The following is a 15,248-nucleotide window of genomic DNA, read 5'->3' on the forward strand; positions in this document are numbered from 1 at the left end:
GCGGGTGGTCTGCGGGAGTTATCTGCCCGCTTCCTTCGAGACCAGGGCCACCGCCTCGTCCACGTCGTCCGTGACGTGGAAGAGGGTCAGGTCCTTCTCCGCCGCCTTGCCCTGGGCGATGAGGGTGTTCGTGAGCCAGTCGACGAGGCCGCACCAGTAGGACTCGCCGAACAGGACGATGGGGAAGCGGGTGACCTTCTGGGTCTGGACGAGGGTGAGGGCCTCGAAGAGTTCGTCGAGGGTACCGAGGCCGCCGGGGAGGACCACGAAGCCCTGGGCGTACTTGACGAACATCATCTTCCGGACGAAGAAGTAGCGGAAGTTGAGGCCGATGTCGACGTAGGGGTTGAGGCCCTGCTCGAAGGGCAGCTCGATGCCGAGACCGACGGAGGTGCCGCCCGCTTCGAGGGCGCCCTTGTTGGCCGCCTCCATCGCACCCGGACCACCGCCGGTGATGACGGCGAAGCCGGCCTCCACCAGGCCGCGGCCGAGCCGCACGCCCGCCTCGTACTCCGGTGAGTCGGCCGGTGTGCGGGCGGAGCCGAAGACGCTGATCGCGGGCGGGAGTTCGGCCAGTGTGCCGAAGCCCTCGATGAACTCGGACTGGATGCGCAGGACCCGCCAGGGATCCGTGTGGACCCAGTCCGAGGGGCCGCCCGCGTCCAGCAGCCGCTGGTCCGTGGTGCTCGCCTGGACCTGGCCCCGCCTGCGCAGCACCGGCCCCAGCCGCTGCTCCGTGGGTGGCTGCTCCTTGCCCTCGGGGTTGCCGGTCGCCATGTCCGCTCCCTCCGCCGTGCTGGTGGTTCACCTCAGCGTAGATCCATACGGGTTACGGACGGGGGACGTGAGCGTGTCCGCCCGCGATCCGCCGCCCGGGGCGCCTCACGCCGTCAGCCAGGACCTCAGACGCTCCTCGCCCGCCAGGATCAGCGCCGGGTCCACGCGCTCGTCGCGGCGGTGCGCCAAGTGCGGGTTCCCGGGGCCGTAGTTGACGGCGGGGACGCCGAGCGCGCTGAAGCGGGAGACGTCCGTCCAGCCGTACTTGGGCTGGGCCGTGCCGCCGACCGCGTCGATGAAGGCCGCGGCCGCCGGGTGGGACAGGCCCGGCAGCGCGCCGGGGCTGTGGTCGTCGACGGTGAACTCCTCGACCCCGCAGTCGGCGAAGACCTCGCGGACGTGGGCGATGGCCTCCTCCTCGCTGCGGTCGGGCGCGTAGCGGAAGTTGACGGTCACCACGCACGCGTCGGGGATGACGTTGCCGGCGACGCCGCCGGAGATGCCGACCGCGTTGAGGCCCTCGCGGTACTCCAGACCGTCGATGACCGGGTACCGCGGCTCGTAGGACGCCAGCTTCGCCAGGATCGGGGAGGCGGCGTGGATGGCGTTGGAGCCCATCCAGCCGCGGGCGGAGTGGGCACGCTCTCCGCCGGTCTTCAGCAGGACCCGGAGCGTGCCCTGGCAGCCGCCCTCGACCTCCCCGTTCGTGGGCTCCAGGAGGACCGCGAAGTCGCCCTCCAGCCACTCGGGGTGGGCCTCGGAGACGTGCTTCAGGCCGTTCAGGTCGGCGGCGACCTCCTCGTTGTCGTAGAAGACGAAGGTCAGGTCGCGGTTGGGGGCCGGGACCGTGGCCGCGATGCGCAGCTGGACCGCGACGCCGGACTTCATGTCGCAGGTGCCGCAGCCCCACAGGACGCCGTCCTCGTCGAGGCGGGAGGGGACGTTGTCCGCGATGGGGACCGTGTCGATGTGGCCGGCCAGGATCACGCGCTCCGCGCGGCCCAGGTTCGTCCGGGCGACGACGTTGTTGCCGTACCGGTCGACCGTCAGGTGCGGCAGGGCACGCAGGGCGGTCTCGATCGCGTCCGCGAGGGGCTTCTCGGTGCCGCTCTCGGAGGGGAAGTCGACGAGCAGCGCGGTGAGCCGCGCGGCGTCCAGCGTGAGGTCAATGGGGGTCTCGGCCATGTCCCCGACCCTAACGCGCCGCCGGGGCGGTGCCGCCCGGCCGGGCGGAACGGTCACCGGCGCCCCGCTGTTCACATCACTGTTCACAAGACCTGCACAAGCACCATTACCGTCCAGTACCTTGGACCGCGTGTCGGAGCCGTACCCCTTCCCCCCAGGTCCTCGTCCCCGCCGTCGCGGCCGTCGCGTGCTGCAGTTCATGGCGGCCTTCGTCGTGCTCGCCGCGATCGGGGCGTATCTCACCGTGCAGTACCTGACCGGAGGGAACGGCACACCGCGGTGTGTGGTCGTGTCCGGCAAGGACGACGGGCAGTCGTACGACTTCACGCCCGAGCAGGCGGCGAACGCCGCGACGATCTCGGCGGTCGGCACCTCGCGCGAGCTGCCCGAGCGGGCCGTGACGATAGCCCTGGCGACCGCTCTGCAGGAGTCGGGCCTGCGCAACATCGCGCACGGCGACCGGGACTCCCTCGGTCTCTTCCAGCAGCGGCCCTCGCAGGGCTGGGGCACCGAGCAGCAGATCCAGGACCCGGTGTACGCGGCGGGCGAGTTCTACGAGCACCTCGTCAAGGTCGCCGACTACGAGCGGCTGCCGCTGACGGTCGCCGCGCAGAAGGTGCAGCGCAGCGGCTACCCGGAGGCGTACGCCAAGCACGAGCCCGACGCCACGCTGCTCGCCGCCGCGCTGACCGGGCGGTCGGCGGCATCGCTGACCTGTGAGGGGCGCCGGCAGACGGCCGGCACGGCAACCGGCACCGGCGTCGCGGGCGGACCGGACGTGGTGCGCGGCGCGCTCGCGCGGGACTTCGGGGAGGACGCGTTCGAGTCCGCGGCGGCGGTGGTCGGCTCCGAGGGCGGCGCCTCCGCCCAGGCGAGCCCGTCGCCGAGTCCGAGCGTCTCCCCCGCCGCCGGGACGGTCACCATCCCCCTCACGGACGCCGGTGACGCCGAGCAGGTCCGCCGGCGCGGCTGGGAGCTGGCGCACTGGGCCGTGGCCAACTCCTCCCGTCTGGGCGTCGAGCGCGTCGCGTTCGCGGGCCGGGAGTGGGTCGCCGAGGGGCGGGCCGGTGCGTGGCGCAAGGTCCGTGGCTCGACCGGCGACGCGGCGGGCTCCGCCGCCGAGGTCCGAATCGTCACTGGACAGTAGCCCGCGCGCCTCACCCGCGCGGGGGACGCGCGGTGCGCGGTGTGGACGAGGTGCGCGGATTCCCGGCCGCTCACCCCCGCACCCCGGGATGCGTTGGGGCCACAGGGCCGTAAGGATTCGGCAGACGGTCGGACCGGGTGGCGTTTGTCCGACTGCATCCACATTTGATCATGTGACACATTGCGAACTCTTTACGTCGGGTCGCCGCAACCTTCAGCGGCTTCGAGCGGTAGTCACTGCGTCCCGCCCGGAACGGTCAACTCCCGGGCACGGACGGACACTTCAACGTTCTCTTCCGTCAAAGGAGCACCATGTCCCTCCCCCTGACCCGCCGGATCGCCCGTGCCGCGCTGCTGACCGCAGCGGGAGCGGCCTCCGTGGTCGGTGCGGCCGGCTCCGCGAGTGCGGCGCCCGAACTCCCGGCCACCCCGAACCTCGGCGGTCTGTCCGCCGTGGACGGGGCCAACGCCGGTACCACCGTGGACGGCGCGACGCAGAACGTCACCGGGGTCGCGAGCGACACCGGCACCAAGGCGTCCAAGCAGACCGTCCCGACCGTGAGCAAGACCGGCGGGAAGGCCGTCAAGACGACGACGCCCGTCGCGCAGAAGGCCGCCGGGGAGGCTGCCGGGTCCGCCGGCACCGTTCTGGGGGACACGACGAAGACCGCGACCAAGGGCGGACTGCCGACGGGGCAGCTCCCGGCGCAGAGCCCGCTCGGCTGACGCCCGGTCCGACCGCCGCGAAGGGGCCCGGGTTCTTCCCCGGGCCCCTTCGGGCGTTCCGCGACCCTGGGCGGTCGCGCGGTGGCAGGAGTGCTACGCCTTGGCCAGGCGCTCCACGGCCGCCGCGACGCGTTCGTCCGTCGCCGTGAAGGCCGCACGGACGTGGTGGTCGCCCGCCGTGCCGTAGAAGTCGCCGGGGGCCACGAGGATGCCGAGGTCGGCCAGGTGGGCCACGGTCGTCCAGCACGACTCGCCCCGGGTCGCCCAGAGGTACAGGCTCGCCTCGCTGTGCTCGATGCGGAAGCCGTGCGCCTCCAGCGCCTCGCGCAGGGCCTGGCGACGGGCCGCGTAGCGGGCGCGCTGCTCCTGGACGTGCGCGTCGTCCCCGAGGGCGGCGACGGCGGCGGCCTGGGTGGGCGCCGAGGTCATCATGCCGCCGTGCTTGCGGATCTGCAGGAGCGGCCCGAGGACGGCCGGGTCACCGGCGAGGAAGGCCGCGCGGTAGCCCGCCAGGTTGGAGCGCTTGGAGAGGGAGTGGACGGCGACGATGCCCTCGTACGAGCCACCGTTGACGTCCGGGTGGAGGACCGAGACCGGATCGGCCTCCCAGCCCAGCTCCAGGTAGCACTCGTCGGAGAAGACCAGGACGCCGTGCTCACGGGCCCAGGCGACGATCCGGGTCAGCTCGGCCTTGGAGAGGACCCTGCCGGTGGGGTTGGACGGCGAGTTCAGCCAGAGGAGCTTGAGGCCCGCCGGGTCCAGGGACGTCGGGTCGTCGTAGACCTCGTGGTCGGCGCGGGCCAGGCGGGCGCCCACCTCGTACGTCGGGTAGGCCAGGCGCGGGTACGCGACGCGGTCGCCGGGGCCGAGGCCCAGCTGGGTGGGGAGCCAGGCGACGAGCTCCTTGGAGCCGACGATCGGCAGGACGTGGTGGTGGGTGACGTCACGGGCGCCGAGGCGGCGCTCCAGCCAGCCCGTGATCGCGTCGCGCAGCTCGACGGTGCCCCAGACGGTCGGATAGCCCGGCGAGTCCGCCGCGGCGACCAGCGCCTTCTGGATCAGCTCGGGCACCGGGTCGACCGGCGTCCCGACGGAGAGGTCGACGATGCCACCGGGGTGAGCGGCGGCCGTCGCCTTGTAGGGCTCCAGCCTGTCCCAGGGGAACGTCGGAAGGCGGTCGCTGACTGCGGACACGGGATCTGGCTCACTTTCTCGTACGGTCTCGTCCGTACGTTCCCGAGCGGGGGGACGCCGAGCGGGGGACGGGCGCGTGCGTACCGCCGCGCGCGTACCGCTCGAACGGCGAACGCCTCGGTCCCGTACGGCGATCATGGCGATCGGGCCGTACGGGACCGAGGCGGCGCGGATGCGGGGCCGCCGGGGCGTCACCCCGGGGTCCGCGGCGTCGCTCTCAGGCCTGCGGCGGGAGTGCGGCGACGAAGGGGTGGTCGCGCTCGATCAGGCCGAGCTTGCTGGCACCACCGGGCGAGCCGAGCTCGTCGAAGAACTCGACGTTCGCCTTGTAGTAGTCCTTCCACTCCTCCGGGGTGTCGTCCTCGTAGAAGATCGCCTCGACCGGGCACACCGGCTCGCAGGCACCGCAGTCGACGCATTCATCCGGGTGGATGTAGAGGGACCGCTGGCCCTCGTAGATGCAGTCGACCGGGCACTCCTCGATGCACGCCTTGTCCTTGACGTCGACACAAGGCTGCGCGATGACGTAGGTCACGCTGTCGTTCCTCCTCGGTAGGGCGCCGGCGGGCCTCCTCAGGCTCCGCCGCCTGGCGCGCGGGAGCGCGGCGTCGTCGATGCCCGCACCTAGTATCTCCGTTCCTGGGCATGATCCGAACAGGAGGGGTGGACGGACCTGTGGAATTCTCTGCCGGTGGACGTCTCGTGATCCGTGTCTCCGCCGCTGACGTGGGCAAACGCGTATCGGTGCGGCGTGTCGACGACGATCCCGCCGGGGGCGGGAAATTCACCGACACGGTGGGTGTTCTCACATCATGGGACGACGGCGCACTGCTGATCACCCGGCGGGACGGTGAGCGGGTCCGGATCGAGGAGTCCTCGCTGGTGGCCGGGAAGGTGGTCCCCGCCGCCCCCGCCCGCCGGCGCGGCCCCGCCGCCTCCTTCGGGGAACTGGCGCGGGTCGCGGCGCGGTCCTGGCAGCCGGTCGAGCGGGAGCCGCTCGGTGAGTGGGAGCTGCGGGCCGCCGCGGGATTCACCCGGCGCGCCAATTCGGTCCTGCCCCTCGGCGACCCCGGAATGCCCCTGGACGAGGCGCTGACGGCCGTACGCCGCTGGTACGCCGCCCGGGGGCTGCCCGCCTTCATCCAGCTGGCCACGGGCGCCGAGGGCACCCACGAGAGGCTCTGCGCCGAGGTGGCGGACCGCGGCTGGGTCAGTGCCGTCACCGCCGAGGTGTGGACCGGCGCGCTCGCGCCGGTCGCGGACCCGGAGGCGGGCGGGGTGGAGCTGTCCCGGAGCGCGGACGAGGCCTGGCTCGGCCGCTACCAGCGCAAGGGCCTCGGCGAGGTCGCGCTGAAGGTGCTCGGGAGCGGGCCCTCGGTGTGGTTCGCGACCGTGCCGGGGGCGGAGGGCGCGGGGCCCGCGGCCATCGGACGGTGTGTCGTGGACGGGCGGTGGGCCGGGTTCTCCGCCGTCGAGGTCGATCCCGCCCAGCGCCGGCGGGGTCTCGCGACGAGGGTGATGGCGGCGCTGGCGCTGCGGGCCCTGGACGAGGGCGCCTCGGCGGGATGGCTGCAGGTGGAGACGGACAACGCGGGGGCGCGGGCGCTCTACGCCGGGATGGGGTTCGCGGCGCATCACTCGTACCACCACTACCGGGAGCCGGAACCGGAGGACACCGGACCCGGTGGCGCTACGGGTGCCCGTACCGGCACCGGCTTCGGCTCCGCGCCGGACGGATCGCCGTGAGCGGGCACCGGCCGGCCGCGCCGCGTCCTCCGGAGCCGGAGCGGGCCGACGAGGTACGGCGGCGGTTCGCCGAGGAGGCACGGGCCGAGCGGCCCGACCTGGCCCTGCTGTGCCTGCTGGTGGGAGCGGCGGGCGACGGGGCGCTCGACGAGGCGGGGCTCGACGCCGCCGGGATCGAACTCGACCGGCTGGCCGGGCTGATGCCGTACCGGCCCGGTGCACCCCGCGCGTGGGCGGAGGCGACGGCCGCACTGCTCGGGGAGCGCCACGGGTTCCGGGGCTCGCCCGGCGACTACCAGCGGCTGGAGTCGTCGCTGCTGCACCAGGTGCTCGAACGGCGGCGCGGGCTGCCGATCCTGCTGTCGGTGGTGTGGATGGAGGTGGCCCGGCGGGCGGGTGCACCGGTCCACGGGGTCGCGCTGCCGGGGCACTTCGTGGTGGGGTTCGGGCCGCCCGAGGAGCAGGTGCTCGCCGACCCGTTCGACGGGGGGCGGGTGCTGACCGGCAACGACGCGAAGCTGCTGGTCGCGGGGGCGACCGGGGCGCCGCTGGATGCCGGGATGCTGACACCGGCCGACCCGCTGGAGGTGGTGGTCCGGGTCCTCAACAACGTGCGCGCGTGGGCGGCGGCCCGGCCCGAGCGGACGGATGTCGCGTTGTGGGCGCTGGAGTTGTCGCTGGCGATGCCCTCGCATCCGGCGCGGCTGCGGTACGAGTGGGCGCGGCTGCTCGTGCAGCGGGGGGAGTACGTGCGGGGCGCCGCCGCGCTGGAGGAGTACGCCGAGGTGGTGGGCGGCGTGGACGAGGGCGCCGCGGAGAAGGTGCGCAGGCAGGCGGGGGCGGCCCGGGCGCTGCTGAACTGAGGGCGCCCGAGGGTCGTGGGGTGGTCGACACCGGGTTCTCCGCGCCCGCCCCGGCGGTCACAGCCAGCCCTTCTCCCGCGCCGTGCGGACCGCCTCCGTCCTGTTGCGCACCGCCAGCTTGTGGATCGCCGTCGACAGGTAGTTGCGGACCGTGCCCGGGGAGAGGTGCAGGGCCTCGGCGAGCTCCGCGTTCGTGGAGCCGTCGGCCGCCGCGCGCAGGACCTCGCGTTCCCGGTCCGTCAGCGGGTTCGCTCCCCCGGCCAGGGCCGCCGCCGCCAGCGTCGGGTCGATCACCCGCTCGCCCGCCAGGACCCGGCGTACCGCGTCCGCGAGCTGGGCGGCGGGGGCGTCCTTGACCAGGAAGGCGTCGGCGCCGGCTTCCATGGCGCTGCGCAGGTACCCGGGGCGGCCGAAGGTGGTGAGGACGACGAGTCGCACCGCCGGAAGGGCCCGGTGCAGCTCGGCGGCGGCCTCGATGCCCGTCGCGCCCGGCATCTCGATGTCGAGCAGGGCCACGTCGACGGCGTGGGCGCGGGCGGCGGCCAGGACCTCGTCGCCGCGGGCCACCTGGGCCACGACCTCGATGTCGTCCTCCAGGCCCAGCAGGGCCGCCAGGGCCTCGCGGACCATGGACTGGTCCTCGGCGAGCAGGACCTTGATCGTGCGCGTCATGCGCGGGATCCTACGTCCGGGTCCCGGGGCATGGCGGGGGCCCTGGCGACCAGGCGGAAGCCGTGCCGGGAGCGGCCCGCCTCCAGGGTGCCGCCCACCTTCTCCAGCCGTTCGGCGAGGCCCGCGAGACCGCTGCCGGGGCTGTCCCCGGGGGCGCCGGCCGGGCCTTTGGGAGCGCCTGCTCCGTCGTCGTCCACGGTGAGTTCGAGGATCGGGCCGTCGAGGGTCTGGCGGCGGACGAGGTCCACCGTGCAGCGCCGGGCGCCGCTGTGCCGTACGACGTTGGTGACGGCCTCGCGCAGCGCCCAGGCGAGGGCGGACTCGCTGTCCTCGGAGGCGTCGGTGAGGGGGGAACCGGGGTCGGCGAGCAGGTCGGCGGCGATACCGGCCGCCGTCAACGCGTCCCGGGCGCCCGCGAGTTCCGCGCCGAGACGGGGGCGCCGGTAGCCGGTGACGGCCTCGCGGACGTCGACCAGGGCCTGACGGCTGACCTGTTCGATGTCGGCGACCTGCTGGGCGGCCTTGTCGGGGTGGCCGGGGAGCATCCGGCCCGCCAGCTCGCTCTTGAGCGTGATCAGCGAGAGGGAGTGACCGAGGAGGTCGTGCAGATCGCGGGCGAGCCGCAGCCGCTCCTCGTTCGCGGCCAGCTGGGCGACGGTGGCCCTGGCCTCGCGGAGTTCCTGCGTGGTCCGGATCAGTTCGCGGACCCCGGTCATCGAGAAGCCGCCGAGGAGGGCCGGCAGGAGCAGGGAGGCGAGATAGGCCTCCCCGCCCGGCAGGGCGAGGGCGATGGCCGTGAGCAGGGCCGACACCGCCGGGATCGTGAAGCGGGCGAGCCGCGGCGGGAGGGCGGCGCCGGAGGCGACCGACACGTAGACGAAGAGGACGAGCCACTCGCGGCCGAGGCTGAGGGACAGCAGCGCGGACTGGGCGGCGAGGACGGCGAGCGCGCCGAGCACCGCCCGGGTGGTGTCCCGGCGGCCGGTGCGGAAGATCAGCAGGAAGTACCAGGCGACGAAGGCCACCAGGCCGATCCAGCCGAGGACGACGACGCCGTCGCTGTGGCCCCCGTGCAGCAGGTCGCTGACGGGGGCGCTCAGATAGGCGAGCCAGATCCCGGTCCACAGGAACTTGACGCTCCGCTGTCTGAGGTTCTGCGGGCGCTGCCCGATGCCGACGCCGCTCACGCCTTCCGCGTGTCCTTCCGGTAGAGCCAGGCCGCGCCGCCCGCGAACAGGGCGAAGTAGACGGCCAGGAGGGCGACGTCCCCGGCGTGCGGGGCCCGGCTCTGTTCGACGGCCTGCCCCAGGGCGGCGTACGCGTGCGTCGGCACCCACTTCGCGATCTCCTGCAGCCACTCGGGGAACGTCGTCGTCGGCATCCACAGGCCGCCCAGCATCGACAGGCCGAAGTAGACGATCATCGTGATCGGGCGGACCGCGTCCCCGGTGGCGAGGTAGCCGATGGCGACGCCGAGCGCGGCGAAGACGAGGCTGCCGGCCCAGATCGCCCCGGTGAGGGCGAGCCACTGCCAGGCGTCCAGGCGTACGCCCTTCACGGTGGCGGCGACCAGGAAGACGATCACGATGGACGGCAGGCTGACCGCGGCCGCGCCGGCGGTCTTGGCGAACACGTAGCCGCGCCCCGGCAGCGGGGTGAGCCGCAGCTGCCGTACCCAGCCGCCCTCGCGTTCCTTGGCGATGCGCTCGCTGTTGCCCATCAGGACGGCCGTCAGGGCCCCGAAGGAGGCCATGGAGACCATCATGTAGGTCGGCAGGGTCAGACCGGTGTCGCCGAGCTTCTCGGTGCTGCTCGCGTTGCCGGCGATGAGCAGGAACAGCAGCGAGGGATAGAGCACCGAGAAGAACATGGACCTGCGGTTGCGCAGGGCCCGGGTCAGTTCCAGCTTGATCAGGCTGTTCACTTCGGCTTCGCCTCCTCGGCGGCGGTGATCGCGACGAAGGCCTGCTCCAGGCCGAGGCCGGTGACTTCGAGGTTGCGGGGGAAGACGCCGAGGCCGTAGAGGGCGTGGACGGTCGCGTCGGCGTCGGCGGACTGGATGCGGACGGTACGGCCGGACCCCTCGGCCGAGCCGTTGTGGGAGACGGTGATCGTGGTGAGGAAGGGCAGGGCCCGCAGCGCGGACTCGTCGGCCCCGCCGTCGGGCAGGTCGAAGGAGATCCTGCGGGCTCCGGCCCTGGCCTTGATCTCGACGGCGGTGCCGTCGGCCAGCAGGCGGCCCCGGTGCAGGACGAGCACACGGTCGGCGATGGCGTCGGCCTCTTCGAGGTAGTGGGTGGCGAACAGGACGGTGCGGCCCTGGTCGGCCTGTTCACGCATGGTGGCCCAGAAGGCCTGGCGGGCGGTGACGTCCATGCCGGTCGTGGGCTCGTCCAGGACGATGAGGTCGCTGTCGCCGGCCGTGGCGAGGGCGAAGCGGACGCGCTGGGCCTGGCCGCCGGAGAGCTTGTGGACCTTGCGGTCGGCGATCTGGGTGATGCCGGAGCGGGCGAGGACGTCGGAGACCGGGTACGGCCTCGGGTGCAGGTCGCAGGCGAGCCGGACCAGTTCGGCGACGGTCACCTCGTCCATGAGGCCGCCGCTCTGCAGCATGGCGCCCACGCGTCCGGCGACGATCGCCTCGCGCGGGGTCGTGCCGAAGACGCCGATCGTGCCGCTGTCGGCGTTCCTCAGGCCGAGCAGCAGGTCCAGGGTGGTGGACTTGCCGGCGCCGTTCGGGCCCAGCAGGGCCACGGTCTCCCCCGGGTGCAGGGCGAGCGTGAGGCCGTCCACGGCCCGTACGTCGCCGAACGCCTTCGTCACCCTGTCGAATTCCACCACCGTGGTGTCGGTGGCCCTCGTCGTGGTCGTCATGGACCCCATCGTCGGCGGGAGAGGGGTGCGTCCGGCAGTGTCGGCGGTCCTGACCCCTGCATGACAGAAGTCATACCGGAGAGGGTGAGGGGGCGGCACCGGCGTACGACGAGGGGGCACCCGGCGTGGGCCGGGTGCCCCCTGTGCGTCGCGCTCGAAGCCGCTAGCTCGGGTTCGTCTCGATGGTGGCCGTGCGGTTCGTCGTGCTCTTCAGGGCCTGGCGGAGGGCGCTGTAGACGTCCTCCACGGTGACCGGCGTCTTCTCGCCGGTGCCCCGGGTGATGAGGACGCCGTCGAAGGTGCCGCCGTAGAGCTCCTTGAGCGCCTTCTCGTCGTAGGAGTCGACGAGCTTGCCGTCGACGGCCTTGACGGTGAGGAACTTCCACAGGGAGTTCTGCGGGCTGAGCAGGACGGCGTGCGCGGCGTCCGTCTGGACGGTGACGCTGGCCGACATGGCCGGCTGTGCGAACTCCTTCATGAACCGGTCGACCTCCGCCTTGCCCACGGAGGGCTCCTTCTCCGTGGTCGGCAGCTGCACCGGTGTGGTGCTGCCGGTCTCGACCTGGGTGCGGTAGGCCTCCTCGACGGCGGTGGTGGACTCGCCGACGGCGATGCCCTTGCCCGCCTTGCCGTAGACGGGGACGGCCTTGCCGGCCTGGTACTTGACGGTGCCGTCGCTCGCCGAACCGGCGCCGCCCGCCGCGCGCTCCAGCGCGGCCCGCAGCTTCTCCTCGTCGACCGGCATGACCGGGGAGACGACCCGCTGCTGGCCGAAGAGTGAGCCGATCACCGAGACGGGGTTGTAGTCGCTGACTGCGGCGGCGCTGACCGTGGCCTGCTTGTCGAACTGGAGTCCGGCCTGGTCGGGCGTGAGGGAGACGGTCTCGCCGTCGACCGAGAGCTTCAGCGGCTGGGTGGTGCGCTTGCCGAAGGCCGCGTCGAGCTTGTTGACGGCCTCGTCGCGGGTGCCGCCGCCGATGTCGACGCCGAGGACGGTGGTGCCCTTGGGGACGTCGGAGTGGTTCATCAGCAGACCGGCGCCGTAGACACCGCCGCCGAGGACGACCACACCGCCGACGAGCAGCCCGAGCTTGCTGCGACCCTTCTTCTTGGCCGGCTTGGCGGGCTTGGTGTTCTTCGCGTTCTTCGCCGGTCCGGTCTTCTGCTGCGGGCCGGGGTCGGGCAGTTTCGGCGGGGTGTGCCGCACCGCGCCGTCGGGTCCGCCCGCACCGAACGGCGTGCCCTGGGTGCCGGGCGGCACGACCGGGATGCCGCTGGTCAGGGTGTGCCCGGAGGGGTTGTCGACGACGGGGCCGGAGCCGCCGTAGCCCGGCTCGGGGGCCTGGCGCTGGGGGGTGAGGACCGCGGTGTCGTCGCTGATGCCGCCGCCGGGGCGGGCGTAGGCGTCGGCGGCACCGGGCGAGGAGAAGTCGGCGTCGGGGCCGCCGAAGGGGTTGCCCTGGTAGCCGGGGCCACCGGGACCGCCCTGGAGGGGCGGCGGGCCGAGCGGGCTGTCGCCGGTGACGGGGCCGCCGGTGGGGCCCGCCGGGCCGGAGCGGCCGTCGGGACCGCCGGGACCGCCGGGAAAGCCGCCGTTGTCGGAGAAGTACGGCAGGTCGTCGCGTTCGGGCTTGGTGCCGGCCAGCGCGGCCGAGACGTCGAAGGAGCCGGTGCCGCCGCCGTGGCCGGGAGCGACGGGCTGGCCGCCGGTGGCCCCGGGCAGGCCGGCGCCGTTGGTCCCGCCGGGCCTGGGGCCGGCGGTCGCGCCGGGGCGCGGGCCGGCGGGGTTGCCGGACAGCGGACCGGTGCCGCCCGTGCCGCCGGGGCGGGCGCCCGCGGCGGGGCCTGTCGGCGCGGAGACGCCCTGGCCGCCGAGCGTGCCGACGGAGAACCCGGCGCCGTTGGTGCCGCCGGTGCTCGTGCCCTTGGCCGGGGTGGCGCCCTTGCGCGGCGCGAACCAGTCGCTGGTGGGCTTGTCGTCGCCCGGCGCGGCGGGTTCCGGCGCGGGCGCCGGGGTGTCCGTGAACACGGGCATGGCGGTGGTGCCGGTGGTCTCCGACTCGGACCCGGTGTCGTCCGCGGCGCCCTCGCCGTCGGCGACCGGCTTGCGGACGACGACCGGCGGGATCGGGCGCGAGCCGGGGATGTTGATCCGGACCCGTGTGGTCAGCGTGGTTTCGGTCCTGGGTCCGTCCGGGCGCTCGCCGGCGGCCGACCGGGCCGCCTCGGCACCGGCCTCGGTGGCCATGGGCGTGCCGTACGGCGGTGTCCCCGACGGGTACGCGGTGCTGCCGCGCCCATTGGCCCCGGAGGACGAAGTGTCAGTTTCACGACTCAAGGCAGGTTCTCCCGGTTTGCTCCGCCGCCCGTCACGACCTCAACTCAGCGGGCAGCTCGGCGGCGCGCACCACCATACTGGCCACTTCCGGCGCGTATCCCACGACCGTGTGGGAAACCCACACCGGACCCGCACCCCCGTACCGCGGCGAAGCGGTGGTCACTTCCCAAGTCGGGCGTCGGGCCCGGTCGGTTGCCGCCCCCATCCAAGGGTGGCGCACATCACAGCAACGGCCATGCCGCCGAGCAGGAAGAGGTAGGAGCCGACTCCCACGCCGAACAGGAAGTCGCCCTCCGGCCGGGTGGACGTCAGCAGGACGACGGAGATCATCCAGCCGGCGGCCGGCGCAACGGCCCCCGCCCGGCTCCCCGTCGCCCGTGAGCCGCCCAGGAAGACCCCGGCCGCACCCAGCAGCGCGAGCAGCAATCCGCCGGGGAACCAGGCCGCTTGGAGCAGCCCGCCGGCCACCCCGACCACCGCTCCCAGCAGAAGGAGCCCCAGGTGGGCGGCGGCGCGCGCCGGCGCGGGGAAGGTCAACGGCTGGGCGAGCGCGCTGCCTTCCCCGCCCGTCGGCCGGTCCGTCCGCTTCATCGCAGGACCGCCCCTCGGTGGCCGTGCGCGCACACGACGTGTCTGTCATACCCATGCGTACGCATCACAGGGCCGTTCCGTTCTGCCGTTCCTCGAAAGAAATACCGGGAATCCCCTCGAACAAGTCGCTCTCCCGGCCTCCCCCTTCGCGTCTGCCGCGTACCAACTCGTAGTACTCGGTGGTCAGCAGGGGCTGGGCGAGCGCGTTGGAGAGCGCGAAGTACGGTTCGGCGACCTCGATCTGGGTGGCGTGCGCGCGCATCGCGGCGGCCTTCGCCGCCGCGAAACCGGTGCCGTCGATCTCGGTGGTGACGAGGTGGTCGTCCACCACGCCGGGCACGTCGGTGACGCTCGCGGCCTGCCGGAACGGCAGCCGTCCGGGCTCGGCGAGGTCGCGGCGGAGCCGGTCGAAGCCCTCCAGGACCACTCCGCGCGGCACCCGGTTCCAGTAGACCTTGCCGATCTCCCAGGGTTCCCCGAGGTCGGGGCGGAACGCCGGGTCGGCGGCCAGGTCGGCGGCGCGCATGGCGACGCGGTGGGCCTGGATGTGGTCGGGGTGGCCGTATCCGCCGTCGGGGTCGTAGGTGACGAGGACCTGGGGGCGGACCTCGCGGATCACGCGGACCAGGTGGGCGGCGGCCTCGTCGACGTCGGCGGACCAGAAGGCGCCGGGGCGCTCGTTCTGTGCGACGCCCATCATCCCGGAGTCGCGGTAGCGGCCGGGGCCGCCGAGGAAGCGGTGGTCGGTGACGCCGAGTTCCTTCATGGCCCTGGCCAGTTCGTCCACCCGGTACGGGCCCAGCGTGTCGTCACGGTCGGGCGCGAGGTGCGCGAGAGAGGGCGGGATGACCTCGCCCTCCTCACCGAGGGTGCAGGTCACCAGCGTCACCCGGGCTCCCTCGGCCGCGTACCTGGCCATGGTCGCGCCGTTGTTGATCGACTCGTCGTCCGGGTGCGCGTGCACCAGGAGCAGTCGGTGACCGACGCGGGAGAGGGGTTCCTCCGGCCGGGGGCCGGAGGAGGGCAGATCCGTCATGGGCCCACCCTACGAGGCGCCCGGACCGGGCCTGTGCCGGGCGCGGTCGGCCGCGCGTTCTCGGCACGGCGGCGGTCGGCCGCGAGGTTTCGTACGAGAA

At 73.5% G+C, this 15,248-nt stretch carries 15 protein-coding genes; 4 read left to right on the forward strand and 11 right to left on the reverse strand.

The genetic code is table 11. The features are described from left to right. Positions 1-18: 18 nt before the first annotated feature. Together ACFU5F_RS02690 and dapE are read right to left on the reverse strand one after the other, a co-directional pair. Positions 19-777 (reverse strand): TIGR00730 family Rossman fold protein, encoded by a 759-nt coding sequence (locus tag ACFU5F_RS02690; protein ID WP_383880851.1) that lies wholly within the window; start codon positions 775-777, stop codon positions 19-21. A gap of 105 nt (positions 778-882) precedes the next feature. Continuing rightward, positions 883-1,962, reverse strand: coding sequence for a succinyl-diaminopimelate desuccinylase (gene dapE, locus ACFU5F_RS02695; protein ID WP_383880854.1), 1,080 nt, complete (start codon positions 1,960-1,962; stop codon positions 883-885). A gap of 199 nt (positions 1,963-2,161) precedes the next feature. On the opposite strand from dapE, the gene ACFU5F_RS02700 reads away from it, so the two are divergent. Both ACFU5F_RS02700 and ACFU5F_RS02705 read left to right on the forward strand, forming a co-directional pair. Continuing rightward, the gene (locus ACFU5F_RS02700) at positions 2,162-3,109 is read left to right on the forward strand and encodes a heavy metal transporter (RefSeq protein ID WP_383880856.1); all 948 of its coding nucleotides are present in this window, start codon (positions 2,162-2,164) and stop codon (positions 3,107-3,109) included. 311 nt (positions 3,110-3,420) lie between these two features. Beyond that, entirely contained in the window at positions 3,421-3,834 is a 414-nt protein-coding gene (locus tag ACFU5F_RS02705) for an ATP-binding protein (RefSeq protein WP_383880859.1), read from the forward strand. A 93-nt stretch (positions 3,835-3,927) separates the two neighbouring features. On the opposite strand, the gene ACFU5F_RS02710 is transcribed toward ACFU5F_RS02705, so the two are convergent. Next, entirely contained in the window at positions 3,928-5,028 is a 1,101-nt protein-coding gene (locus tag ACFU5F_RS02710; protein WP_383880861.1) for a bifunctional succinyldiaminopimelate transaminase/glutamate-prephenate aminotransferase, read from the reverse strand. A gap of 217 nt (positions 5,029-5,245) precedes the next feature. After that, complete coding sequence (gene fdxA, locus ACFU5F_RS02715) at positions 5,246-5,563, reverse strand: ferredoxin (protein ID WP_005480604.1); 318 nt, start codon at positions 5,561-5,563, stop codon at positions 5,246-5,248. Positions 5,564-5,703: 140 nt separating this feature from the next. On the opposite strand from fdxA, the gene ACFU5F_RS02720 reads away from it, so the two are divergent. Then, complete coding sequence (locus ACFU5F_RS02720) at positions 5,704-6,774, forward strand: GNAT family N-acetyltransferase (RefSeq protein ID WP_383880864.1); 1,071 nt, start codon at positions 5,704-5,706, stop codon at positions 6,772-6,774. Then, positions 6,771-7,637, forward strand: a complete 867-nt coding sequence (locus ACFU5F_RS02725; protein ID WP_383880867.1) for a transglutaminase-like domain-containing protein — start codon at positions 6,771-6,773, stop codon at positions 7,635-7,637. Before ACFU5F_RS02720 ends, ACFU5F_RS02725 begins: the two co-directional genes overlap by 4 nt. Before the next feature lie 57 nt (positions 7,638-7,694). On the opposite strand, the gene ACFU5F_RS02730 is transcribed toward ACFU5F_RS02725, so the two are convergent. From ACFU5F_RS02730 to mshB, 7 genes are all read right to left on the reverse strand, one after another. Next, positions 7,695-8,309: a response regulator gene (locus ACFU5F_RS02730; protein WP_383880870.1), complete on the reverse strand. Its 615-nt coding sequence runs from the start codon at positions 8,307-8,309 to the stop codon at positions 7,695-7,697. Further along, positions 8,306-9,496, reverse strand: a complete 1,191-nt coding sequence (locus ACFU5F_RS02735) for a sensor histidine kinase (RefSeq protein ID WP_383880872.1) — start codon at positions 9,494-9,496, stop codon at positions 8,306-8,308. The genes ACFU5F_RS02730 and ACFU5F_RS02735 overlap by 4 nt, the downstream gene beginning before the upstream one ends. Further along, positions 9,493-10,233: an ABC transporter permease gene (locus ACFU5F_RS02740; RefSeq protein WP_383880875.1), complete on the reverse strand. Its 741-nt coding sequence runs from the start codon at positions 10,231-10,233 to the stop codon at positions 9,493-9,495. Before ACFU5F_RS02740 ends, ACFU5F_RS02735 begins: the two co-directional genes overlap by 4 nt. Continuing rightward, positions 10,230-11,183 carry an ABC transporter ATP-binding protein gene (locus ACFU5F_RS02745; RefSeq protein ID WP_383880878.1) on the reverse strand — a complete coding sequence of 318 codons (954 nt, stop codon included), beginning with the start codon at positions 11,181-11,183 and terminating at the stop codon, positions 10,230-10,232. Before ACFU5F_RS02745 ends, ACFU5F_RS02740 begins: the two co-directional genes overlap by 4 nt. Positions 11,184-11,346: 163 nt before the next feature. After that, a complete protein-coding gene (locus ACFU5F_RS02750) occupies positions 11,347-13,431 on the reverse strand; it encodes a hypothetical protein (protein ID WP_383880881.1) in 2,085 nt (694 codons plus the stop codon). 249 nt (positions 13,432-13,680) lie between these two features. Beyond that, on the reverse strand, positions 13,681-14,112 hold the full coding sequence (locus ACFU5F_RS02755; protein ID WP_383880884.1) for a DUF6113 family protein: 432 nt from the start codon (positions 14,110-14,112) through the stop codon (positions 13,681-13,683). A 64-nt stretch (positions 14,113-14,176) separates the two neighbouring features. Further along, on the reverse strand, positions 14,177-15,148 hold the full coding sequence (gene mshB, locus ACFU5F_RS02760; RefSeq protein ID WP_383880886.1) for an N-acetyl-1-D-myo-inositol-2-amino-2-deoxy-alpha-D-glucopyranoside deacetylase: 972 nt from the start codon (positions 15,146-15,148) through the stop codon (positions 14,177-14,179). Positions 15,149-15,248: the final 100 nt, after the last annotated feature.

Source organism: Streptomyces sp. NPDC057438, from assembly GCF_042802995.1.
GTDB lineage: Bacteria > Actinomycetota > Actinomycetes > Streptomycetales > Streptomycetaceae > Streptomyces.

What these genes read in the sequence shown, in the direction of transcription:
- ACFU5F_RS02700 (WP_383880856.1), top strand. Translation starts at nt 2,162, where the DNA reads ATGGCGGCCTTCGTCGTGCTCGCCGCGATCGGGGCGTATCTCACCGTG.
- ACFU5F_RS02745 (WP_383880878.1), bottom strand. Translation starts at nt 11,183, where the DNA reads ATGACGACCACGACGAGGGCCACCGACACCACGGTGGTGGAATTCGAC.
- ACFU5F_RS02705 (WP_383880859.1), top strand. Translation starts at nt 3,421, where the DNA reads ATGTCCCTCCCCCTGACCCGCCGGATCGCCCGTGCCGCGCTGCTGACC.
- ACFU5F_RS02730 (WP_383880870.1), bottom strand. Translation starts at nt 8,309, where the DNA reads ATGACGCGCACGATCAAGGTCCTGCTCGCCGAGGACCAGTCCATGGTC.
- ACFU5F_RS02750 (WP_383880881.1), bottom strand. Translation starts at nt 13,431, where the DNA reads ATGGCCACCGAGGCCGGTGCCGAGGCGGCCCGGTCGGCCGCCGGCGAG.
- ACFU5F_RS02755 (WP_383880884.1), bottom strand. Translation starts at nt 14,112, where the DNA reads ATGAAGCGGACGGACCGGCCGACGGGCGGGGAAGGCAGCGCGCTCGCC.
- ACFU5F_RS02690 (WP_383880851.1), bottom strand. Translation starts at nt 777, where the DNA reads ATGGCGACCGGCAACCCCGAGGGCAAGGAGCAGCCACCCACGGAGCAG.
- dapE (WP_383880854.1), bottom strand. Translation starts at nt 1,962, where the DNA reads ATGGCCGAGACCCCCATTGACCTCACGCTGGACGCCGCGCGGCTCACC.
- mshB (WP_383880886.1), bottom strand. Translation starts at nt 15,148, where the DNA reads ATGACGGATCTGCCCTCCTCCGGCCCCCGGCCGGAGGAACCCCTCTCC.